The 22,452-nt window shown below is 68.4% G+C and carries 19 protein-coding genes; 5 read left to right on the top strand and 14 right to left on the bottom strand.

Translation table 11 applies throughout. The features are described from left to right. The first annotated feature begins 68 nt into the window (after positions 1-68). A complete protein-coding gene (gene tldD / locus AC3IRM_RS11000; RefSeq protein WP_489203189.1) occupies positions 69-1,532 on the top strand; it encodes a metalloprotease TldD in 1,464 nt (487 codons plus the stop codon). Between the two features lie 103 nt (positions 1,533-1,635). On the opposite strand, the gene yjgA is transcribed toward tldD, so the two are convergent. Further along, on the bottom strand, positions 1,636-2,244 hold the full coding sequence (yjgA, locus tag AC3IRM_RS10995) for a ribosome biogenesis factor YjgA (RefSeq protein WP_489203188.1): 609 nt from the start codon (positions 2,242-2,244) through the stop codon (positions 1,636-1,638). 23 nt (positions 2,245-2,267) lie between these two features. Between yjgA and pmbA the strand changes: the two genes are divergently transcribed. The 3 genes from pmbA to AC3IRM_RS10980 all read left to right on the top strand — a co-directional run bounded on the left by pmbA (position 2,268) and on the right by AC3IRM_RS10980 (position 4,749). Next, positions 2,268-3,650 carry a metalloprotease PmbA gene (gene pmbA, locus AC3IRM_RS10990; protein WP_489203187.1) on the top strand — a complete coding sequence of 461 codons (1,383 nt, stop codon included), beginning with the start codon at positions 2,268-2,270 and terminating at the stop codon, positions 3,648-3,650. Between the two features lie 90 nt (positions 3,651-3,740). Continuing rightward, entirely contained in the window at positions 3,741-4,151 is a 411-nt protein-coding gene (locus AC3IRM_RS10985) for a DUF4870 domain-containing protein (protein WP_489203186.1), read from the top strand. 151 nt (positions 4,152-4,302) lie between these two features. After that, positions 4,303-4,749: a DUF4870 domain-containing protein gene (locus AC3IRM_RS10980; RefSeq protein ID WP_489203185.1), complete on the top strand. Its 447-nt coding sequence runs from the start codon at positions 4,303-4,305 to the stop codon at positions 4,747-4,749. A gap of 195 nt (positions 4,750-4,944) precedes the next feature. Here AC3IRM_RS10980 and AC3IRM_RS10975 read toward each other — a convergent pair whose 3' ends face one another. From AC3IRM_RS10975 to tilS, 3 genes are read right to left on the bottom strand one after another with little or no spacing between them, the layout of a single operon-like run. Continuing rightward, positions 4,945-5,844 (bottom strand): polyprenyl synthetase family protein, encoded by a 900-nt coding sequence (locus tag AC3IRM_RS10975; protein ID WP_489203184.1) that lies wholly within the window; start codon positions 5,842-5,844, stop codon positions 4,945-4,947. Further along, on the bottom strand, positions 5,837-6,109 hold the full coding sequence (locus AC3IRM_RS10970) for an exodeoxyribonuclease VII small subunit (RefSeq protein ID WP_489203183.1): 273 nt from the start codon (positions 6,107-6,109) through the stop codon (positions 5,837-5,839). The genes AC3IRM_RS10975 and AC3IRM_RS10970 overlap by 8 nt, the downstream gene beginning before the upstream one ends. A 9-nt stretch (positions 6,110-6,118) precedes the next feature. Next, positions 6,119-7,447 carry a tRNA lysidine(34) synthetase TilS gene (gene tilS / locus AC3IRM_RS10965; protein ID WP_489203182.1) on the bottom strand — a complete coding sequence of 443 codons (1,329 nt, stop codon included), beginning with the start codon at positions 7,445-7,447 and terminating at the stop codon, positions 6,119-6,121. A 149-nt stretch (positions 7,448-7,596) separates the two neighbouring features. Between tilS and AC3IRM_RS10960 the strand changes: the two genes are divergently transcribed. Continuing rightward, the gene (locus AC3IRM_RS10960) at positions 7,597-8,658 is read left to right on the top strand and encodes an NADH:flavin oxidoreductase/NADH oxidase (protein WP_489203181.1); all 1,062 of its coding nucleotides are present in this window, start codon (positions 7,597-7,599) and stop codon (positions 8,656-8,658) included. 6 nt (positions 8,659-8,664) lie between these two features. Here the strand turns inward: AC3IRM_RS10960 and AC3IRM_RS10955 are convergent, their stop codons facing one another. The 10 genes from AC3IRM_RS10955 to rseP all read right to left on the bottom strand — a co-directional run bounded on the left by AC3IRM_RS10955 (position 8,665) and on the right by rseP (position 22,443). Next, entirely contained in the window at positions 8,665-9,339 is a 675-nt protein-coding gene (locus AC3IRM_RS10955) for a DUF4919 domain-containing protein (protein WP_489203180.1), read from the bottom strand. A gap of 89 nt (positions 9,340-9,428) precedes the next feature. Next, a complete protein-coding gene (locus AC3IRM_RS10950) occupies positions 9,429-10,388 on the bottom strand; it encodes an acetyl-CoA carboxylase carboxyltransferase subunit alpha (protein WP_489203179.1) in 960 nt (319 codons plus the stop codon). 191 nt (positions 10,389-10,579) lie between these two features. Further along, positions 10,580-14,110: a DNA polymerase III subunit alpha gene (gene dnaE / locus AC3IRM_RS10945; RefSeq protein ID WP_489203178.1), complete on the bottom strand. Its 3,531-nt coding sequence runs from the start codon at positions 14,108-14,110 to the stop codon at positions 10,580-10,582. 145 nt (positions 14,111-14,255) lie between these two features. Further along, entirely contained in the window at positions 14,256-14,897 is a 642-nt protein-coding gene (rnhB, locus tag AC3IRM_RS10940) for a ribonuclease HII (protein WP_489203177.1), read from the bottom strand. Further along, positions 14,894-16,117: a lipid-A-disaccharide synthase gene (gene lpxB / locus AC3IRM_RS10935; protein WP_489203176.1), complete on the bottom strand. Its 1,224-nt coding sequence runs from the start codon at positions 16,115-16,117 to the stop codon at positions 14,894-14,896. The genes rnhB and lpxB overlap by 4 nt, the downstream gene beginning before the upstream one ends. 51 nt (positions 16,118-16,168) lie before the next feature. After that, positions 16,169-16,954: an acyl-ACP--UDP-N-acetylglucosamine O-acyltransferase gene (lpxA, locus tag AC3IRM_RS10930; RefSeq protein WP_489203175.1), complete on the bottom strand. Its 786-nt coding sequence runs from the start codon at positions 16,952-16,954 to the stop codon at positions 16,169-16,171. 1 nt (position 16,955) lies between these two features. Beyond that, positions 16,956-17,411: a 3-hydroxyacyl-ACP dehydratase FabZ gene (gene fabZ / locus AC3IRM_RS10925; RefSeq protein WP_310234863.1), complete on the bottom strand. Its 456-nt coding sequence runs from the start codon at positions 17,409-17,411 to the stop codon at positions 16,956-16,958. Further along, the gene (lpxD, locus tag AC3IRM_RS10920; RefSeq protein WP_489203174.1) at positions 17,408-18,439 is read right to left on the bottom strand and encodes a UDP-3-O-(3-hydroxymyristoyl)glucosamine N-acyltransferase; all 1,032 of its coding nucleotides are present in this window, start codon (positions 18,437-18,439) and stop codon (positions 17,408-17,410) included. The genes fabZ and lpxD overlap by 4 nt, the downstream gene beginning before the upstream one ends. Positions 18,440-18,452: 13 nt before the next feature. Next, positions 18,453-21,011: an outer membrane protein assembly factor BamA gene (bamA, locus tag AC3IRM_RS10915; protein ID WP_489203173.1), complete on the bottom strand. Its 2,559-nt coding sequence runs from the start codon at positions 21,009-21,011 to the stop codon at positions 18,453-18,455. Positions 21,012-21,078: 67 nt separating this feature from the next. Then, complete coding sequence (gene rseP / locus AC3IRM_RS10910) at positions 21,079-22,443, bottom strand: RIP metalloprotease RseP (RefSeq protein ID WP_489203172.1); 1,365 nt, start codon at positions 22,441-22,443, stop codon at positions 21,079-21,081. Positions 22,444-22,452 lie beyond the last annotated feature (9 nt).

Raw genomic sequence — 22,452 nt, 5'->3', positions numbered from 1 at the left:
CGCCAAAACGCGTGTCTGCGCGTTCAGTTCCGGCTTGCCATCGGCGGCTTTGCCCCCACACTTGTCGGATGTCCGAATCTCCCGTTTCTTCCGGCGGCGCGCTCGCGCTGGCCGAATCCCGCCTGCTGCTGCCCGCCGGTCTCGATACCTCCGGCCTCGACCGCGCGTTCTCCGCCTTGCTCGGTCCCGGCATCGATTTCGGTGACCTGTATTTCCAGCACTCGCGTCGCGAGAGCTGGGCGGTCGAGGACGGCATCGTCAAGAGCGGTTCGCATGCGATCGAGCAGGGCGTCGGCGTACGTGCGATCAGCGGCGAGAAAACCGGCTTCGCGTACTCCGACGACATCGATGCGGTCGCGCTGCTGGGCGCGGCGCAGTCGGCGCGTGCGATCGCCCGCGATGGCCGCGCACATGCGCCGCTCGCACTGGCGCGCACCCGTGCCCACGACCTGTATCCGGCGCAGGACCCGATCGATGCGCTCGGCAGCGAGGCGAAGGTCGAAGCGCTGCGCCGCGTCGATCGCCTGCTGCGTGCCGCCGATCCGCGCGTGCAGCAGGTGATGGTCAGCCTGTCAGGCGGTGTCGACACGGTGCTGGTCGCACGCAGCGATGGCGTGCTCGCCGGCGACGTGCGGCCGCTGGTGCGGCTCAACATCCAGGTGCTGGTGGAACACAACGGCCGCCGCGAATCCGGCTACTCGGGCTACGGCGGGCGCTACTCGTACGAAGAACTCCTCGGCGACGGCAAGCCGGAGCGCTTCGCGCGCGAGGCGCTGCGCCAGGCACTGGTGAATCTCGAAGCGATCGACGCGCCGGCCGGCACCATGCCGGTCGTGCTCGGCGCCGGCTGGCCGGGCGTGCTGCTGCACGAAGCGGTCGGCCACGGCCTCGAAGGCGATTTCGCGCGCAAGGGCACCAGCACTTATGCGGGCCGCATCGGCCAGCGCGTCGCGTCGAAAGGCGTGACCATCGTCGACGACGGCACGCTCGCCGGCCGCCGCGGTTCGCTCAACATCGACGACGAGGGCACGCCCACCCACTGCACGACGCTGATCGAGGATGGCGTGCTGACCGGCTACATGCAGGACACGCTCAATGCGCGCCTGATGGGCGTCGCGGCGACGGGCAACGGCCGCCGCGAATCCTTCGCGCATCTGGTGATGCCGCGGATGACCAACACCTACATGCTGGCCGGGCAGGACGATCCGCAGGACATGATCCGATCGGTCAAGAAAGGGCTGTACGCGGTGAATTTCGGCGGTGGCCAGGTCGACATCACCAACGGCAAGTACGTGTTCTCGGCGACCGAGGCCTATCTGATCGAAGACGGCAGGATCACCGCGCCGGTCAAGGGCGCGACGCTGATCGGCAACGGTCCGGAGACGATGCAGCGCGTGCGCATGATCGGCCACGACATGGCGCTGGACGAAGGCGTCGGGGTCTGCGGCAAGGACGGGCAGAGCGTGCCGGTCGGCGTGGGCCAGCCGCATCTGCTGATCGACCAGCTGACCGTCGGCGGCACGCAGGCTTGAGAGCCGGCGTGCGGGATTCGGGTAACGGGAGTCGGAACGGATTGAGGCTGCCCGCCGTCAGATCTGTCATCCCCGCGTGCGCGGGAATGACGGCGGATGGCACTCAGCGCGCGTCGTCGCCGTTGCCGGGTTCGTCAGCCTCGTCCGCTTTGCGCTCTTCTTCAGCCGCAGCGTCTTCGCCCGCCGCCAGCGATGCTGCCGCGAACACGCCGCGCAGTTCGCGGAACAGTTCGCGGAAGGCGGCCGGCGGCTTGTTCTTCGCGCGCTCGGCCAGTGCATTGCGCACCAGCTGGCGCAGGCGCTGGCGATCGGCCTCCGGGTACGCATCGAGCAGTTCGGCCAGTGCCACGTCGCCATCGTCGAGCAGGCGCGTGCGCCAGGCTTCGGCGCGGTGCAACTGGGCGGTCTCGACGCGTGCGGCGGTGCCGCCGGCATCCATCGCGTCGCGGATCGCTTCCAGCGTCTCGTCGCTCTCGCGGCGCATCTGTTTGGCGAGGAACGCCAGCTGTCGCTTGCGCGCGATGTGCGACGTGATGCGCCGCGCATCGGCGATGTGCGTCAGCAGGCCTTCGGGAATGGGCAGTTTGCCCAGCTGGTTTTCGGACAGTGCGGCCAGGTCGTCGGCCAGCGACAGCACTTCCAGCGCTTCGCGCCGGTTCTGCTTGCGGCTGGGGCCCAGGTACTCGCCCGATTCTTCGTCTATGCCTCTCATTGCAACAGGATAAGTCATTGCCCATGTCCCACGCCTTGATCGACGTTCATCCGGCCGACGATTCGGCCGTCCGTCTCGACGCACTGGCCGCGCTGTCCCAGCGCCTGCTCGACCGCTGCCGCGCCGCCGGCGCCACCCAGGCCGAGGTGTCCTGCTCGGAAGACGCGGGTCTGAGCGTCAATGTGCGCATGGGCGAGGTCGAAACCGTCGAGTCCACGCGTGATCGCGGCATCGGCGTGACCATCTACTTCGGCAAGCGCAAGGGCACCGCCAGCACTGCCGATCTGCGCGAGGACAGCCTCGCCGCGACGGTCGATCAGGCCTGCGCGATCGCGCGCTTCACCGAAGACGACGCGGCTTCGGGCCTCGCCGATGCCGACCTGATGGCGCGCCCTGGCCCGGACGGTCGCTTTCCCGAATACGACGCCTGGCACCCCTGGATGCTGGACGCGGACGCCGCGGTGGATCTTGCGCTGGCCTGCGAGGCGGCCGGCCGCGATGCCGATTCGCGCATCGCCAATTCCGATGGCGCCTCGGTCAGCACCTCGAAGGGCCTGAGCGTCTACGCCAACAGCCACGGCTTCGTCGGCGCCGAGCGCGGCAGTCACCACAGCATCGGCTGCGCGCTGATCGCGGGCGAAGGCGAACACATGCAGCGCGAGGGCTGGTACAGCGTGGCGCTGGCGCAGTCCGATCTCGAAGCGCCGGCCTCGATCGGTCGCCGCGCCGCCGAGCGCACCCTCGCGCGACTGGACCCGCGGCCGCTCGCGACCGGCAGCTATCCGGTGCTGTTCCAGGCGGAGGTCGCGCGTTCGCTGATCGGACACCTGCTGGGCGCGGTGTCCGGCGGCGCGCTGTACCGCCGCGCGAGCTTTCTGCTCGACAGCGTCGGCACGCAGCTGTTCCCCGAGTGGTTCGGCATCCATGAGCGCCCGTTCCTCGAGCGCGGTTTCCAGTCTTCGGCCTATGACGCCGAAGGCGTGGCCACGCGCGAGTCCCCGTTGATCGAGGCGGGCGTACTGCAACGCTATGTGCTCGGGAGCTATTCGGCGCGCAAGCTCGGCCTGCAGACCACCGGCAATGCCGGCGGCGTGCACAACCTCGAGATTCCCGCCAACGCCGGCGGCCTCGACGATCTGCTGCGCGGCATGGATCGCGGCCTGCTGGTCACTGGCCTGATGGGGCAGGGCGTCAATGCGGTGACCGGCGATTACTCGCGCGGCGCTTCGGGCTTCTGGGTCGAAGGCGGCGAGATCCGCCACGCGGTCGATGGCATCACCATCGCCGGCAGTCTGAAACAGATGTTCGCCACCATCGAGGCCGTGGGCAGCGACATCGACCCGCGTTCGCACGTGCGCACCGGCTCGATCCTGCTCGGGCGCATGACCGTTGCCGGCGGCGACTGACGTTTCCGCACTTGACGGTGGTGCCGCATCCCTGAACAGTGCGCCGCAAGGCCATGGCCTGATCCTTTCACCCAACCCGAGGCGTCCCGCATGAGCGAGTTCGACAAGTACACCACTGCATCGCCTCCCCCCGCCGGCGTCGCGTCTTCGGAAGAGCGCCAGTGGGGCCTGTTCGGTCATCTGTCCGCGCTGACCGGCCTGTTCACAGGTGGCATCGGCAACATCGTCGGTCCGCTGGTGATCTGGCTGATCAAGAAGGACACCATGCCCTTCGCTGCCGACCAGGCGCGCGAGGCGCTGAACTTCAATATCACCCTGCTGCTGGTTGGCGTGGTGCTGTTCCTGATCACGCTGGTGACCTTCGGCATCGGTGCGCTGCTGACCGTGCCGCTCGGTGTCCTGATCGGCATCGCCTGGCTGGTGCTGACCATCATCGGCGGCATGAAGGCGAACGAAGGCGTGGCTTACCGCTACCCCTTCGCGCTGCGTCTGATCAAGTAAGCAATCGGCGTTGCCGTACCGCACAGGCCCCGGCGTCCGCGTCGGGGCCTGTCGCGTTCGGGGGTGCCGGAAGTCCGGGTGACCTCCGCGTCTGGCGCCGGACGCGACGCGCGGGCAGGCTGAAGCCACGATCCCCGACCGGAGGTGTCCCATGCAGACCGCATCCTTCCCGCAGACCCTGCCCGCCAGCGACAGCCGCAACTGGGCGGCGGCGATGCACATCGGCGCGCTGGTGCTCGCCCTGCTGACGAGCTGGGTGTCGGGTGTGGCCGGCGCGCTCGTGGCTGGTGTGGTCTATCTGGCCAAGCGCGACGACGACGCCTTCGTGGCCGACCATGCGCGCGAGGCACTGAACTTCCATCTGAGCATGTGCCTCTACGCCTGCGCGATCGTCGTGACGGGCATCGCCCTGCTCGGCGCGACCGTGCTGACGCTGGGCATCGGCGCGATCGTGACGCTGCCGGCCGGCCTGTTGCTGGTCGCCGCGGCCTGCGGACTCGCATTGCTGTGGCTGGTCAGCAGCATCGTTGCCGCAGTGCGCGCCTTGAACGGCGAACACTATGCACACCCGCTGACGATCCGGTTCTTCGGCCGCTGAGGTCGCGACTCGCGACGTGCTTCGTAGGATGGGTCGAGCGCAGCGAACCCCATCGTCCTGATGCCAGACAGTTTGGCGAGGCTGGAACGCGAGCGCGCGTGACCTGACGCCGCTGATCGCCGCAGCGAGCGTCAGGAAAGCAACGATGGATGTGGCTGCGCGCGACCCATCCTGCGGTGCGGCAAACGCGTCGCTTCAGTGATCGCGTTCGATCGCGCGGCGGCCAAGTGCGGCCAGCGGGACGACGGCCTCGCCGAACGGAGCGAGCGCCTCATCCATGCGCGTCGCGAGTGCATCGAGACGCGCGCGCGAGGCATCGGCACCGATGAGCGCGGGGAACGTCGCCTTGTCCTGGGCGACGTCCTTGCCGGCGGTCTTGCCGAGCGTCGCGCTGTCGCCTTCGATGTCGAGCAGATCGTCGCGGATCTGGAACGCCAGGCCCAGCGCACCGGCGAAATCATCCAGACGCGCGCGCGTGCCTGCATCGACGCCGGCCGCGAGCGCACCGAGTGCAACGGCCGCGCGTAGCAGCGCGCCGGTCTTCATCGCATGCAGGCGTTCGAGTGCGGCCACGCCGATCGAGCCACCGTCACCGGTTGCCGCCAGATCAAGCGCCTGGCCGCCACACATGCCGTTCGCACCGGACGCACGCGCGAGCGTCGCGACCATCCCAAGGCGCACTTCGGCGGCCAGCGGCGCCTCGGCGAGCAACGAGAACGCGAGCGTCTGCAGCGCATCGCCTGCGAGGATCGCGGTCGCTTCGTCGAAGGCGACATGCACGGTCGGCTGCCCACGACGCAGGGCGTCGTCGTCCATCGCCGGCAGGTCGTCGTGGACCAGAGAGTAGGCGTGCACAAGCTCGACCGCAGCGGCCGCGGCATCGGCGGCGGCAGACGGCGCACCGAATGCGTGCGCCGTTGCGTGGACCAGCAGCGGACGCATGCGCTTGCCACCCAGCAGGACCGCATGCCTCATCGCCGCATGCAGACGCGGCTCGCTGTCGGTGACGGTGTCGAGTGCCTGCTGCAGCGTGGCGTCGGTCCGTGCACGCCAGGCCTCGATCAGCGCGGCGGTGTCGCTCGCCGAATCAGGCATCGGAATCGTCGACCGCGGCGTCGCCGAAGGGCTGCGCGCGTTCGGGCGCTGCGGGATCGCTGAGCAGCTTCACGCGCAGCTCGGCGTCTTCGAGCGCCTGCTGGCAGCGCCGGTACAGGCCGACACCGCGCTCGTAGGCGCCCAGCGATTCTTCGAGACTCAGCTCGCCGCCTTCCATGCGCTCGACCAGCGTTTCGAGCTGGGTCAGGGCGTTCTCGAAGTCGGCGACGGGACTGGTTTCGGTAGCTGCGGGTTTTTTCGGCATCTGCGGATTTTAAGCGATCGGCGCGCGCGGCACCGTGTGCATGGCGCCGGGCGGCGACCAGTGCAGGTGGCGGCCGCCCTCGCGCAGCCAGGTATCGAAGCCGGCGTCGAAGGCGAGATCGCCCGCGGCCAGCACCTGGCCGTCGGTATCGAACAGAACCGGAAGATGGGCGCGGACCCAGGGCGGCACGCCGAGCGACTGCAGCACGTGCTTGAGCGCGTGCGTGTGGGCGCGGCCGGGCAGGCGGATGCGCTCGCCGCCCTGGCGGGCGCGGACGGTCCACGCGCGATCATCCGTCGGTCCGTTGAGCCACAGCCGGCCGCCGTCGGGCAGCTGCAGCGGTGCGCCGCCATCCCACCGCGCGGTGAGGCCGGCATCCAGCGGCATCCGGATCGGCGCGGCCTGCAGCAGCCCGCGCCAGCGCTGCAGGCGGTGTCGGGCCCAGTCGACGCAGGGCACGCGATCAGCGCGGCCGGTCTCGAGGTCGGCGTTGCACCAGTCGATGGCGCGCGCCGGCAGCGGAGGCAGTCCAAGTGTGTCGATCCAGAGGCGCAGCGCGCGTGCGCGTCGTGCCGCTGGGAGCGCGCGCAGCGCATCGAGTCGCAACACCGCCGGGTCGTGTGTTCTCGCTGTCGCCAGCGCATCGTCGTCGCCGGCAGCGAGCAGGGCGCTGGTGTCGGCCTGCAAGGTGGCGACCGTCGACAGCGCCGCATCCGCATGCGGCCAACGCGTGCGCAGCAGGGGCATCACGCGATTGCGCAGGAAATTGCGGTCGGCGTCGTCCGCGGCGTTGCTCGGGTCCTCGATCCAGTGCAGACCATGCGCCTGCGCATAGGCCTGCAACTGCGCACGAGGCAGCGCGAGCAGAGGCCGCCACAGCCAGCCGTTCGCGAACCGGCGCAATGGACGCATCGCGGCGAGGCCATCCGACCCCGACGCGCGCAGTGCACGCAGCAGCACGGTTTCGGCCTGGTCGTCCCGGTGGTGGGCGAGGGCGAGGACATCGCCCGGCTCCAGTTGCGCGGCGAACGCGGCGTGGCGCGCGGCACGTGCCGCGGCTTCGAGACCTTCGCCGCTGTCACGCGGCACGTCGACATGAACCACGCTGCATGGCAACTCGAGACGTGCGCAGGCCGTCACGCAGTGCGCGGCCCAATCGTCTGCGCCGGCCTGGAGACCGTGATGCACATGCACGGCGCGCAGCCCGCGCGTGCGCAACGCCGGCGTGAGCGCGAGTGCGTGCACAAGCGCGCCGGAATCCAGTCCGCCGCTGAAGCCGACGACGATGCGGCCGTGGGCATCGGGCGGCAGGTCCGGCAGCGGCAGTTCGATCGACATGCGGCCATGGTAGCGAGGCCGGCCGGCGCCGCGGTTTCCGTGCTGCGGTGGGGAGCGCGCATCCACGCGATGCAGCGATCCGGTGGTGCGGTGTTCGCGCGTCCGCCCGCAGCCTACAGTCGCGGATCGCATCCGCAGGAAGTTCCCGCATGTCCGCCCTGTTCACCCCGTTCCGCCAGCGTGACCTGACGCTGCGCAACCGCATCGCGGTGTCGCCGATGTGCCAGTACGCGTCTGTCGATGGCCTGCCAGACGAGTGGCACCGCGTGCATCTGGGCAGCCGCGCCGTAGGGGGCGCGGGACTGGTGATGACCGAGGCGTGCGCAGTCTCGCCCGAGGGCCGGATCTCGCCGCAGGACGCCGGCATCTGGAACGAGGCGCAGGCGCAGGCCTGGGCGCCGATCGCGCACTTCATCCGCGCGCAGGGCGCGGCGCCGGCGATCCAGCTGGCGCATGCCGGGCGCAAGGCCAGCACGTTCGCGCCGTGGCGCGGACGCAGCGCGGTGCCGGTCGCCGATGGTGGCTGGCAGGTGGTCGCGCCGTCGGCGCTGGCCTACAACGCGGACTATCCGTCGCCGCGGGCGCTCGACGCGGCCGGCATCGCGCAGGTGGTCGAGGATTTCCGTGCGGGCGCGGTGCGCGCACTCGATGCCGGCTTCGAGGTCGCCGAACTGCACGCCGCGCACGGCTATCTGCTGCACCAGTTCCTGTCGCCGCTGTCGAACACGCGCGATGACGCCTGGGGCGGCAGTTTCGACAATCGTGTGCGCGTGGTGCTCGACGTGGTCGACGCGGTGCGCGGCGTCTGGCCCGAGCGCCTGCCGCTGTGGGTGCGCATCTCGGCGAGTGACTGGGTCGAGGGCGGCTGGGATATCGGGCAGAGCGTGGAACTGGCGCGCCTGCTCAAGGATCGCGGCGTGGACCTTGTCGATACCTCGAGCGGTGGCCTCTCGCCGCTGCAGTCGATCGAAGCGGTTCCGGATTACCAAGTGCCGTTCGCGCGCCGCATCCGCGAAGACGTCGGTATCGCGACCGGCGCGGTGGGTCTGATCACGACGCCGGCGCAGGCCGAGCGCATCGTCGCCGACGGCGATGCCGACCTCGTGCTGCTGGCACGCGAACTGCTGCGCGATCCGTATTTCCCGCGTCGCGCGGCGCGCGAGCTCGGCGTCGAGATCGAGACGCCGGACCAGTACCTGCGCGCGTGGTGAGGCTGGTCAGCGCGTCAGCGCCTCGGCGTTGCGGGTGAAGACATCGGTGATGTCGAAGAACACCTCGCGCGTGCTGCCATCGCCCATCGTCAGGGTGAGTTTGTCGTAGTGCCGTCCATCTTCGTGCACCAATGCCTGCTGGGTGACATCGCGCGCCCGCAGGACCTGTTGCACGAAAACGTACTCGTTGCTGACGAGACACGGATGCCAAGCGGTCGCGGGTGTCGCGCCGTCGCCGCTGCCGTCGATGTGCTGCAGCAGCGCGTGCGTAAATGCCCGTCCTTCGATCAGGCGTTCGCGATCGTCGGCACTGTTGGCAAGCGCGTTGCGCAGCATCTGCAACTGCAGCGATGGCACCCGGTCCAGATCTCCGATGCGTTCTGCCAGCGCCGCAAGGATGGGCGCGGCGGCACGCACGGTCGCCTCGGAGGTCACCGCTGTGCCAACGGCGGCGCGTGCGTCGCGGATCGCGCTTTCGATTTCGAGCGGTGACCGGCCGGAGACACTGGTGATCGCGGTGCAGGCTGACCGCACGGCACCTGCCAGCGCGGGCGCGCGGGCTGCGACCTCGCGAGTGGTGTCGTCAGCCGCGGCGGTCGTGGTCGCCGTAACGACGCACAGCACCAGGGCAAGGGACAGGGCAGACAGTCGGCCACGGTGGGCAGAGGTGCGCGTTTCCATCGAGGCATCCATTCGTCGAGTGAACGGCGAGTCTGCCACGCGCCCCGAAAGAACCGTTGAAGGGCCGGACGCCGACGCGGACTACGCCCTCAGGCCGCCTCGTACGCCCCGTAGCTGCGCAGGCGCTCGTAGCGGCGCTGCAGCAGCGTCTCGACCGGCAGCTGTTCCAGCTGGTCGAGTTCGTTCATCAGCACGGCCTTGAGGCGCGTCGCGGTCTGGCGCGGATTGCGGTGCGCGCCGCCGATCGGCTCGCGCACCACCTTGTCGACCAGGCCCAGCGACTTGAGCCGCTTGGCAGTCAGGCCGAGCTGCTCGGCGGCGTCGCGCGCCTTGCCGGCATCCTTCCACAGGATCGACGCGCAGCCTTCCGGCGAGATCACCGAGTAGGTGCTGTACTCGAGCATCAGGGTGCGGTCGCCGACGCCGATCGCCAGCGCGCCACCCGAGCCGCCTTCGCCGATCACGGTGCAGAGGATCGGCGTCTTGAGTTCGGCCATCTCCAGCAGATTGCGGGCGATGGCTTCGGACTGGCCCCGTTCTTCCGCGCCGATGCCCGGGTAGGCGCCGGGCGTGTCGATGAAGGTCAGCAGCGGCAGCTTGAAGCGCTCGGCCATCTTCATCAGACGCAGCGCCTTGCGATACCCCTCGGGACGCGGCATGCCGAAATTGCGACGCACCTTGGTCTTGGTATCGCGGCCCTTCTGGTGCCCGATGATCACCACGCTGCGGCCGTCGATGCGGCCGAGACCACCGACGATCGCGGCATCGTCGGCATAGGCGCGGTCGCCGGCCAGTTCCTCGAACTCGTCGCAGATGCTGCGGATGTAGTCGTTGGTGTACGGGCGCTGCGGGTGACGCGCGAGCTGCGACACCTGCCAGGGCGTGAGGTCGCGGAAGATGTGCGCGGTGCGCTTGCGCAGCTTGTCGCGCAGCGTGGCGAGTTCGGCGTCGATGTTGACCGCCGGGCCGTCGCTGGCCTGGCGCAGTTCCTGGATCTTCGCTTCGAGATCGGCGATGGGCTGTTCGAAGTCGAGGTAATTCGGATTCATTCGGGAAAGCCGTCCATTGGGAGGCGACCGCGGTGCGGACCCGGGCGCACTGCGCCACGCGGGCCCGGCCGGAGCCGGAAAGGGCGACAGTCTAGCGGAGAGCGCCCGTTGGGGCCGTACGAGGGCGTCTGGATCGCAGATCGCCGCATGTTGACGGATGTTGCGAAGCCGGACGTCTCGCCAGCAGGCCGTCAGTTCGCCCAGGGCTTGGCGATGTCCAGCCGGGCGATGCGCACGCCGGCCTGGGCGCGCAGGGTGCCGGGCAGTTCGGCGTCCACACGGACCGAGTGCGCCCCGTTGACGTCCAGCGTGCCGGCGCTGCCGGTCTCCAGCAGCAGATCCAGACGCAGCGGCGTCTTGCCGGGGCGGTGCTGGGCCAGCACCTGTTCCACGCGCGCCAGCGTGCCGGGCACCCGCAGGTCCAGGCGCAGCGACAGCCGGCGCGCATGTTCCGGACACACGGTGTGGAAATCCCAGCAGCGCTTCACGCGCAACGCGAAGCCGCCACTGAACTCGTCCTCGCGCAGGCCGCCCTCGACGATCAGGATGCGGTCGCGCGTCAGCAGATGCGCGTACTCGCTGCTGGCATCGGCGAAGAAGCCGCATTCTAGCCGGCCGCGGCCGTCTTCCAGCAGCACGAAGGCCTGCGAGTCGCCGCGCTTGCGCATCGCGCCGACCTGCCCGGCGATGATGACCTGGGTTTCCGGCCGCCAGCTGTTGCCGCCGCCCTTCTGGTCGCGCGCCGCCCACAGGCTGTCGAGCTGGCCCAGATCGGTGCCGACCAGCGCCTGCAGCTCATCGCGATACGGATCGAGCGGATGACCGCTGAGGTAATGGCCGAGCGTGTCGCGTTCGCCGTCGAGCTTCTGCTTGAGCGGCCATTCCTCGCATTCGGGCAGATCGATGTGCAGCGCATCGCTGTCGCCGACGCTGCTGCCGAACATGTCGACGATGCCGGCGTTGCGGTTGCGGGTGAGCTGGTCGGTCGCTTTCAGCGCTTCGGGCAACTGCAGCATCAGCGATGCCCGGTTCTTGCCCAGCGCATCCATCGCGCCCGCATTGATCAGTGCTTCGAGCGTGCGCTTGTTGAGGCGCGAGGAATCGACGCGCCGGCAGAAGTCAAGCAGGTCGGGGAACACACCCGCCTGCACACGGGCTTCGACGATGTTCTCGCAGGCGCCGCGGCCGACGCCCTTCACTGCGCCCAGGCCGTAGCGGATGGTCTGCGGATCGATCGCCTCGAACATGTAGGCCGACGCATTGACGTCGGGCGGCAGCACGTCCAGGCCCATCGTCCGCGCTTCGGTCAGAAAGCCGGTGACCTTGTCGGTGTTGTCCATGTCCGAGGACAGCACCGCGGCCATGAACTCGGCCGGGTAATGCACCTTCAGCCATGCGGTCTGGTAGGCGACCAGCGCATAGGCGGCCGAGTGCGACTTGTTGAAGCCGTACTCGGCGAATTTTTCCATCAGGTCGAAGATCTGCGTCGCGACCCGCGGGTCGACGCCGTTTTCGGCCGAGCCCGCCTCGAACTTGGCGCGCTCCTTGGCCATTTCCTCGGCCTTCTTCTTGCCCATCGCGCGGCGCAGCAGGTCGGCGCCGCCCAGCGAATAGCCGGCCAGGACCTGGGCGATCTGCATCACCTGTTCCTGGTAGACGATGACGCCGTAGGTGGGCGAGAGCACCGGCTCCAGCGACGGGTGCGGGTAGCTCACGTCCGTGCGGCCGTGCTTGCGGTCGACCCATTCCTTGTCCATCCCCGAGCCCAGCGGGCCGGGCCGGAACAGGGCGGCGAGCGCGATGATGTCCTCGAAGGTGTCGGGCTGTGCGCGCTTGAGCAGCTCGCGCATGCCGCGCGATTCGAACTGGAACACCGCGACCGTGTCGCCACGCGCGAACAGCTTGTAGCTCTCCACGTCGTCTAGCGGCAGCGCGGCGATGTCGAGCGGATCTTCGCCGGCCGCGGCGCGGCGCGCGTTGATCGCCTTGACCGCCCAGTCGATGATCGTGAGCGTGCGCAGGCCGAGGAAGTCGAACTTCACCAGGCCGATCGTCTCGACGTCGTCCTTGTCGAACTGGGTGACCGGGTTACGGCCCCGGTTGCCTTCGTCGTGTTCCGCGTACAGCGGGCAGAAATCGCTGAGCGGCGAGGGCGCGATCACCACGCCGCCGGCGTGCTTGCCGGCGTTGCGGGTCAGGTCCTCGAGCTGCAGGGCGAGATCGAGCAGGTCGCGGACGTCGTCCTCGTCGTTGTAGCGCGCGATCAGTTCATCGGAGCGCCAGGCATCGTCGCTGCGCGACTTGTCGGTGCGCCCCAGTGCGTCCTCCAGACCGATGCCCAGCGTCGGTGGCACCAGCTTGGAAATGCCGTCGACCATGCCGTAGGGATAGCCGAGCACGCGGCCGGTATCGCGCACCACGGCCTTCGCGGCCATGGTGCCGTAGGTGATGATCTGGCTGACGCGGTCACGGCCGTACTTCGCGGCGACGTAGTCGATGACCTCGTCGCGACGGTCCATGCAGAAGTCGATGTCGAAGTCGGGCATCGACACGCGTTCGGGATTGAGGAAGCGCTCGAACAGCAGGTCGTAGGGCAGCGGATCGATATCGGTGATCTTCAGCGCCCACGCGACCAGCGAGCCGGCGCCCGAACCACGCCCCGGACCGACCGGGATGTCGTGTTCCTTGGCCCATTTGATGAAGTCCGAGACGATCAGGAAGTAGCCCGGAAACCCCATCTTGCAGATGACGTCGAGCTCGATGTCGAGACGCTCGATGTAGCTTTCGCGCGTATGCCCCGGCGCGATCGGGTACTTCGCCAGACGCTCGACCAGACCCTCGTGCGACTGCGCGCGGATCCAGGTGTCGAGCGTGTGCTCGTCGGGCACCGGATAGGCCGGCAGATAGTAGGTGCCCAGCCGCAGTTCGAGATTGCAGCGCTGCGCGAGCGCGAGCGTGTTGTCGATCGCGTCGGGCACATCGGAAAACAGCGCGGCCATCTCGTCGGCCGACTTCAGGTACTGCTCGCGCGTGTAGAGCTTCGGGCGACGCGGATCGTCGAGCACGCGGCCGGTGGAAATGCACACGCGCGCTTCGTGCGCGTCGAAACCCTCGGCATCGAGGAAGCGCACGTCGTTGCCGGCGATCACCGGCAGCGAGAGATCGGAGGACACCTGCAGCGCGAGCGCGTTGTGCACGGCCTCGTCGTCGAAGCCGCAGCGGGAGAGCTGCAGGAACAGGCGGTCGTCGAACACCTCGCGCCATTGCGCGTACCAGTGCCGAGCGAGATCGTCGCGGCCACCGGTGAGCAGCTTCGCCGCCGGGCCGTGTCGGCCGGCGATCGCGAACAGGCCGGTATTCGCCTCGCGAAGCCAGTCCGGCCGCACGACGACGCCATCGGTGCGATGGCCTTCCATCCACGCGCGCGTGAGCAGGCGCGACAGCGACAGATAGCCGTCGTGGTCGCGGCACAGCAGGGTCAGCGTCGAGGCCGGTTCGTCGCCTTCGGCGAGCGAGATGTCGGCGCCCATCACCGGCTTGATGCCGGCACCTTCGGCCGCCTTGTAGAACTTCACCAGCGCGAACAGGTTGTTGCGGTCGGTCAGCGCCACCGACGGCTGGTCGAGCGCGGCGCAGCGTTTGACCAGCTCCTTGATCCGGATCGTCGAATCGGAGAGCGAGTATTCGCTGTGGACGTGCAGATGGGCGAAGCGGGCGGACATTGCGTGGGCGTGGCGACCGGAGGGTCAGGTTAGGGCCGGGGCGGGGGACGGACAAGGCTTGACAGGGGACGGGTCGCGCTCTGGCGCGGCGGGTGCATGGCGGCCGCCGGGAAACGGTTCAGTCGCGGGCTTCCACGCGCTGCGGTCAGGCCGGCAACGGCTCGGCGAACAGGTCCGCGGTCGCGGGTTCGGCGATGACGTCCGACACGGCCTCGGGCAACAAGCGCGCCACCGGCGCGAAGCTGCGACGGTGATGCACGCAGGGGCCGTGCGCGAGCAGCGCGGCGAGGTGCGTCGGCGCGCCGTAGCCCTTGTGCCGGTCGAAACCGTAATCGGGAAACGCTGCGTGCAGTTCGACCATTGCGCGATCGCGCGCGACCTTGGCGAGGATCGACGCCGCCATGATCGATTGCTCGAGCGCGTCGCCGCCGATGATCGCGCGTGCGGGGCAGGGCAGGCCGCGTGGCAGGCGGTTGCCGTCGATCAGCACGCGTTCGGCCGCCGGCGCCAGCGCCTGCACCGCGCGCGCCATGCCGATCATCGTCGCCTGGAAAATGTTGATGCGATCGATTTCCTCGACATCGACGAATTCGACGCGCCACGCGAGCGCCCGCTCGACGATCTGCGGGTACAGCGCCTCGCGGCGTTTCTCGGTCAGCTTCTTGGAATCGTCGAGGCCATCGATCGGACGCTTCGGATGCAGGATCACCGCCGCGACCACGACCGGTCCGGCCAAGGGACCACGCCCGGCCTCGTCGACACCTGCGATGCGCAGGCGACGGGTCACGGTGTCTGCGCCGGTGCGGGCAGGGCGGGCACGGCCAGACGCAGGACGGCATCTGCCGCGGTGGCCGACGCGCCCTGGCGCAGCTGCAGATGCAGATCGAGATAGACCGGCTGCAGTGCATCGGCCGCGGCCGGATCACGGAACCAGTGCAGCACCGCAGCCGACAGGTTCTCGGGCGTGCAGTCTTCCTGCATGAACTCCGGCGCGATCAAACGGCCGGCGAGCACGTTCGGCAGCGAGAAGCGATCGACCTGCATCAGTTTGAAGAGGCGCACCAGAAACGCCGTGCTCGGCGCGATGCGGTAGCCGACGACCATCGGCCGTTTGGCCAGCAACGCTTCCAGCGTCGCCGTGCCCGAGGCGAGCAGCACCACATCACTGGCGACCATGGCGGCACGCGCCTGACCGTCGAGTACCTGCACATCGAGGGCTGTGAAGCGCGGTTGCGCGAGCAGCGCGTCGATCGCAGCGCGGCAACCGGCATTCGCGGCCGGCACGACGATGCGCAAACCGGGCAGCGCGCCGGCGACACGCGCGGCGGCCTCCAGGAACACCTCGCCGAGCCGCGAGATTTCGCCCAGGCGCGAACCCGGCAGCACCGCGAGCACGGGCGCGTCCTGCGGCAGTCCGAGCGCATCGCGCGCCGCAGCACGGTCCGGTTCGAGCGCCAGCATTTCCGCCAGCGGATGGCCGACGAAGCGCGCATCGACACCATGGGTGGCGTAGATCGGCGGCTCCATCGGAAACAGGCACAGCACGAGATCGGCGCTGCGGCCGATCTTCGCAGCGCGTCCCTGCCGCCAGGCCCAGATCGACGGACTCACGTAATGCACGGTGCGGATGCCGCGGTCCTTGAGCGTGCGCTCCAGACCGAGATTGAAGTCGGGTGCGTCGATGCCGATGAAGACATCGGGCTGCCAGTCGAGCAGGTGCGCGCGCAGCGTCCTGCGCAGCTTGAGCAGGCGCGGCAGATGCCGCAGCACTTCCGACAGCCCCATGACTGCGAGTTCGGAGGCGTCGTGCCACGTCTCCATGCCGGCCGCGCGCATCGCATCGCCGCCGACGCCGGCGAACGTCGCCTGCGGATAGCGCGCGCGCAGCTGTTCGATCAGACCTGCGCCGAGCAGATCGCCGGACGCCTCCCCGGCGACGAGCGCGATGCGCAACGGCGCACCGGATGGGCTGCCGGGTATCAGGGAAACGGAAGCGGGCGCAGTCATGGACACGGCGTCATTGTGCGGCATCGACAGATCGTCGTGCCGCGGACGAGGTCAACGCAACAGCGGACGATCGCCTGCGTCGATGAAATCCAGGAACGTGCGGACATCGTCGCTGTCCACTGCCATCTCGGCCAGACGCACACGTGCATCCGCCAGCGAATCGCCGGAGACATACAGCGCGCGGTAGGCGCGCTTGATCGCGGAGGTACGCGCGGCATCGAAGCCGCGCCGCTTCAGCCCCTCGGCATTGATGCCGCGCGGTCGGCCGTAGCCGTCCTGCGCCACCATGACGAACGGTGGCACGTCGCCGTTGACGAAGGCGCCCATGCCGATGAACGCGTGCGCGCCGATCCGGCAGAACTGGTGGATGCCGACGAAGCCGCTGAGGATCACGTGGTCGCCGACGGTGACGTGGCCGGCCAGCGTGGCGTTGTTCGAGAACACACATCGGTTGCCGACGACGCAGTCGTGCGCGACGTGGGTATAGGCGAGGAACCAGTTGTCGTCGCCGACGTGGGTGATGCCGCCACCGTCGCCGGTGCCGCGGTTGATCGTGACGAATTCGCGGATCGTGTTGCGGTCGCCGATGACCAGTTCCGCGCGTTCGCCCGCGAACTTCTTGTCCTGCGGCTCGCCGCCGATCGCGGCATGGCCATGGATGTGGTTCTCGCGGCCGATGCGCGTCGGCCCGTGGATGCTGGAATGCGGCCCGACGATGGTGCCGGCGCCGATCTCGACGTCCGCTCCGATCAGCGTGAACGCACCGATGCGCACGTCCTCGCCCAGCGTCGCGCCGGGATCGACGACCGCGCTGGGATGGACCTGCGCAGCGCCCATGTCAGCGCGGAACCTCGGCGCAGAGGATCTCCGCGCAGGCCGCCTGTTCGCCGTCCACGCGCGCGATGCCGCTGTACATGGTCATGTTGCGGATCTCGCGCTTGATCGTGACCTCGAGTTCGAGACGATCGCCCGGCACCACCATGCGCGAGAACTTCGCCGCATCGACCTTGACCAGATACGACAGGTTGCCTTCGCAGTCCTTGCCCTTGGTCAGGTGGGTCAGGATGCCGCCGGCCTGCGCCATCGCCTCGACGACGAGTACGCCCGGCATCACCGGCTGCCCGGGAAAGTGGCCCTGGAAGAACTCCTCGTTCGCCGAGACGTTCTTGTAACAGAGCACGCGCTTGCCATGCTCGAACTCGACGACACGGTCGACGAGCAGGAACGGATAGCGGTGCGGCAGCAGCTTGTGGACGCCGTCGATGTAGATCGGCAGCGTGATCGGGTCTGTCATGGTTCCCCCTTCCCGAGCGCCGTGACGCGGCGCGCGAGCGAATCGAGCTGGCGGATCCGCACGGCATTCTTCCGCCACTCGCGCGTGGGCTGGGCAGGAATGCCGGCGGAATACTCGCCGGGCTCGGTGATGGATGCGGACACCATCGTCATCGCGTGGACGACGACCTTGTCGCAGATTTCAAGGTGACCGGCGACGCCGACCTTGCCTGCCAGCAGGCAGTAGCTGCCTATTTTCGTACTGCCGGCGATGCCGACGCAGCCCGCGATCGCGGTGTGCGCGCCGATGCGCACGTTGTGTCCGATCTGGATCAGATTGTCGAGGCGCACGCCTTCGGCCAGCGTCGTGTCTTCGAGTGCGCCGCGATCGATCGTCGTATTGGCGCCGATGTCGCAGTCGTCGCCGATCACCACGCCGCCGAGCTGCGGCACATTGATCCAGCGCCCGGCGTCCATCGCCAGACCGAAGCCTTCCGAACCCAGTACCGCGCCGGGATGGATGGTCACGCGGGCACCCAGACGCACGCGCGTGACCAGTGTCACGCGTGCAACCAGCCGGCTGCCCTCGCCGACGACGCAGTCCTCGCCGACCGCGCAACCCGCGCCGAGCGTCGCACCGGCGCCGATCACGCTGCGCGCGCCGATGCTGACGTGCGGGCCGATCGACGCGCTGGGATCGACGCGCGCGGAGGGATCGACCACGGCGGAGGCGTGGATGCCCACGGGTGCATCGCTGGACGGTTCGAACAACGCGGCGATCTTCGCGTAGGCGACGTAGGGATCCTTCGCGATCAGTGCCGTGCCCGCGTAGCCTTCCGCATCGGCCTCGCGCAGCACCACGATGCCGGCGGCGGTGTCGGCGAGCTGGGGGCGATAACGCGGGTTGGACAGGAACGCGAGCTGGTCGCGCGTGGCGCCGGCGAGCGTCGCAACGCCGGACACCGAAGTGTCCGATACACCGTGGACGACCAGGCCGAAGCGCTGCGCGAGCGCTTCGGCGGTATGGCGGGGCTGCTGCGTGTCGGTCATCGGTCGCGCTGGATCAGAACGCGCCGCCGAAGGTGAACTGCAGACGCTCGATTTCGTCGCCCTGCTTGATCAGATCACCCGCGCCACCGCGCACTTCCTTCTGCTGGCGCAGCGGATACGAGTAGCTGATCGAGATCGGACCAACCGGTGCGCGCCACATCAGCGCGACGCCCGCCGAAGCGCGCAGTTCCTTCGCATCCCAGCTGTCGACGTCCTTGTAGACGTTGCCGAAGTCGACGAAGGCGGAGACGCGCGCGGCCGGCGACTTGATCAGCGAGGGGAAGAACATTTCCGCCGAGCCGATCGTCTTGACCGCGCCGCCGATGGGCTGCAGGAACGAGCTGTTGAACGCCGTTTCACGCGGCCCCAGGGTGTTGTCGCGGAAGCCGCGCACCGAGCGGGGACCGCCTGCGTAGAAGTTCTCGTAGAACGGCAGGCCGCTGGCGGTGATCGTGCGGAGATAATCGTTCGACGTCGGATCGCAGGGGTCGCTGGGCGCTGCGCCCGGCACTTCCGTGTCGACCACGCCGTCGCCGTCGCTGTCCACGAATGTCGACGGGGTGAAGCAGACGTTGCGCACGACATCGTCGCCGTAGCTGTCGCCGTAGCCGAGCTCGGCGCGCGTGTTGAGCACCAGGTGGCGGTTGATCGGCCAGTACTTGGAGATTTCGTAGTTGAGCTTGTAGTACTCGGCGGTCGAGCCGGGCAGCGTGGCTTCAAGTGACACGCGCTGCATCATGCCCCGGGTCGGCTGCAGGAAGTCGTTGCGTGTGTCGCGCGCCCAGGCGAGCTCGCTGCGCCAGGCGTGGAAGGTGCGTGTGCCGAATGCGTCGACATAGTCGACGATCGATTCGGGCGACGAACCGCGGAACGTGAAGATCTGGTTGCGGTCGATACCGAGCAGCAGCGAAATCGAGTCGTTCTCGGTCAGCGGGATCCCGAGGACAGTCTGCGCCGCGGCGCTGGTCGACGAGTATTGCGCAGTGTTGAACTCGGAATTGTCGAACTCGCGCCACCACAGGTTGTAGCCCAGCGACATGCCGCCGTCGGTGAAGTACGGGTTCATGAAGGAGAACGAGTAGCGCTGCAGATAGACGTTGCGCTGCGCTTCCACAGACACCCGGTTGCCGCTGCCGAGGAAGTTGTTCTGCGACAACTGCACCGAGGTCGTGAGGCCTGCCAGCTGCGAATAGCCGAGACCGAAGGTGAAGCTGCCCGACGTCGTCTCGGTGACGCTGAACACCACGTCCACTTCGTCATTGCTGCCGGGTACCGGCTGGCTCTCGACATTGACGCTGCCCGATTCGAAGTAGCCCAGGCGCTGCAAGCGGACCTTGGAGCGGTCGACCGCGGCCTGCGAATACCAGCTGCCTTCGAACTGGCGCATTTCGCGGCGCATCACTTCGTCGGATGTGCGGCTGTTGCCCTTGAACTGGACGCGGCGCACCTGGACGCGCGGGCCCGGTACGACCTGGAGATTGATCGAGACGGTGCGGTTCTCGCGGTCGACTTCCGGAATCGGATTCACCTGCGCGAAGGCGTAGCCGATGTTGCCGAGCGTTGCGACGATCGCATCGGAGCTGAGTTCCAGCAGTGCGCGCGAGAACACCTGGTCCTTCTGCACGAACACGCGGCTCTCGATCTCCTCCTTAGGCAGCACCGTATCGCCGGTGATCTGCACGTCCGACACCTTGTAGATCTCGCCTTCGGTGACGCCGGCGGTGATGAACATGTCGGCCTTGTCGGGGCTGATCGAGACCTGGACGCTGTCCTCGCTGAAATCGATGTAGCCCCGGTCGAGGTAGAAGTTGTGCAGCTTCTCGCGGTCACCCTCGAGCTTCTCGCGCGAGTACTGGTCGTCGCGGCGGTACCAGCTGAGCCAGTTCGACTCGCCCGATTCCCAGCTGTCGGTCAGCGTGTCGAGGTCATAGGTCTCGTTGCCAATGATGTTGATGTGGCGGATCTTGGCCGCCTTGCCTTCTTCGACGTTGATCGCGATGTCGACGCGGTTGCGATCGAGGCGCGAGACGGTCGGAGTGATCTTGACGTTGTACTTGCCGCGGTTGTTGTACTGGCGCACCAGTTCCTGGGTCACGCGGTCGAGGTCGAGGCGGTCGAAAGTCTCGCCCTCGGACAGGCCGATCTCGGTCAGGCCCTTGGTCAGGTCCTCGGTCTTGATGTCCTTATTGCCGGTCAGCGTCAGGCGGTTGATCGCCGGGCGCTCGGTCACGGTGAACACGAGGATGTCGCCCTGACGCGCCACCTGGATGTCCTCGAAGAAGCCCGTGCGGTAGAGCGCGCGGACCGAATCGCTGATCCGGGTCGGATTGACGGTATCGCCACGCTCGACCGGCAGGTAGGTGAACACCGTGCCCGCGCCGATACGCTGCAGGCCATCGACACGGATGTCGCTGACCGTGAAGCTGCTGGCGCTGGACGGCGCCAGCGGAGGCAGTTCGGCGGGCGTCGGCGCGGCGGCAGGTGCGTTCGCGGCCGTCTGGGCCCACGCCGGCGCGGCGATCACCGTGGCAAGGGCGAGGGCAAGCAAGCGGCGGTCAGGCATTCGCGTCATCTTTGAATCCGGGTAGGGGAGTGGTTCCGGCGCGGTGGGTGCGGCGGAATCCGGGTCGGGACAGGTGTCAGCGCACGAGTTGGAGGATGTCGTTGTAGAACGCCAGGCCCATCAGGCTGGCCAGCAGGGCCAGGCCGACATATTGCCCGGCCACCATCGCGCGCTCGCTGACCGGGCTGCCTTTGACCAACTCGATAAGGTAATACAACAGGTGCCCCCCATCCAGCAGCGGGATGGGGAGGAGGTTCAGGATCGCCAGGCTCAGGGACAACAGTGCGAGGATCGTCAGGTACCACGCGGGCCCCTGACCGGCATAGGTATTGGCCGCGCGGGCAATCGTGATCGGGCCGGCGACCGTGTTTTCGATCGCGACGCGGCCGCTGAAGGCGCGACCGATCATGCCCACCAGCTGGCCCGTCAGGTGGCCCACCTCATGGAACGCCGCCGGCACAGCCGCAAGCACGCTGTACTGCTGCATCGCGTTCTTCGGCGGCATCGGAAGATCACGCGGCGGCGCGATGCCGAAGGCCCAGTACTCGCCGCGACCCTCGGGCAGTTCCATGCGCCTGGGTGTGATCTCCAGCGCGAGGCGCTCGCCGTCGCGTTCCACTTCGACCATCGCCTGGCCGCCGCGGTCGCCCAGCCTCTGCACCAGCGGGCCGATGTCCTCGAACACGCGCACCTGGCTGCCGTCGATGGCGGTCAGCCGGTCGCCTTCAGCCAGCACGCCCCATGCGGCGGAATCCGGTGCGACGCTGCCCACGACCGCGGGCAGCAGCAGATGCTGCGGCCACAGGCCGATCGCGGTCGTGATGCGCCGCTGGTCGAAGTCGGCGGGCAGCTCGGACAGACGCAGCTCGCGGGTGATCTCGCGGTCGCGTTCGTCGGTCACGCGCAGCGTGACGTCTTCCCGGTCGAGCGCGGCGGGCAGCAGTGCCAGCTGCACCTCCATCCAGGTCGGCGTCTCTCGATCACCGACGGCGTCGATGTGGTCGCCGGCGCGCATCCCCGAGGTTTCGGCGATGCCGCTGGCCTGGCCGACGACGGGTGCGTAATCGGGACGGCCGATCACGAACATCGCCCACAGCAGCGCGACGCACAGGATCAGGTTGGCGACCGGACCGGCTGCGACGATGGCGATCCGCTTCCATACCGATGCGCGGTTGAAGGCCTCGTGCGCTTCGGCTTCCGGCACCGGGCTCTCGCGTTCGTCGAGCATCTTGACGTAGCCGCCCAGCGGGATCATCGCGATCTGGTAGACCGTGCCGTCCCTGCCACGACGCGACCATAGCGCGCGGCCGAAGCCGACCGAGAACCGCAGCACGCGCACGCCACAGCGGCGCGCGACCCAGTAGTGGCCGAACTCGTGGAAGGTCACCAGCACGCCGAGGCTGACGATCAGCCACCACACCGAGCCGACAAATTCAGACATCACGCTTGT

The sequence above is a fragment of the Luteimonas sp. KH_071 genome, assembly GCF_057838005.1.
Note: the sequence above shows the minus strand (reverse complement) of the source record. Positions and strands in the feature narration are given on the sequence as shown.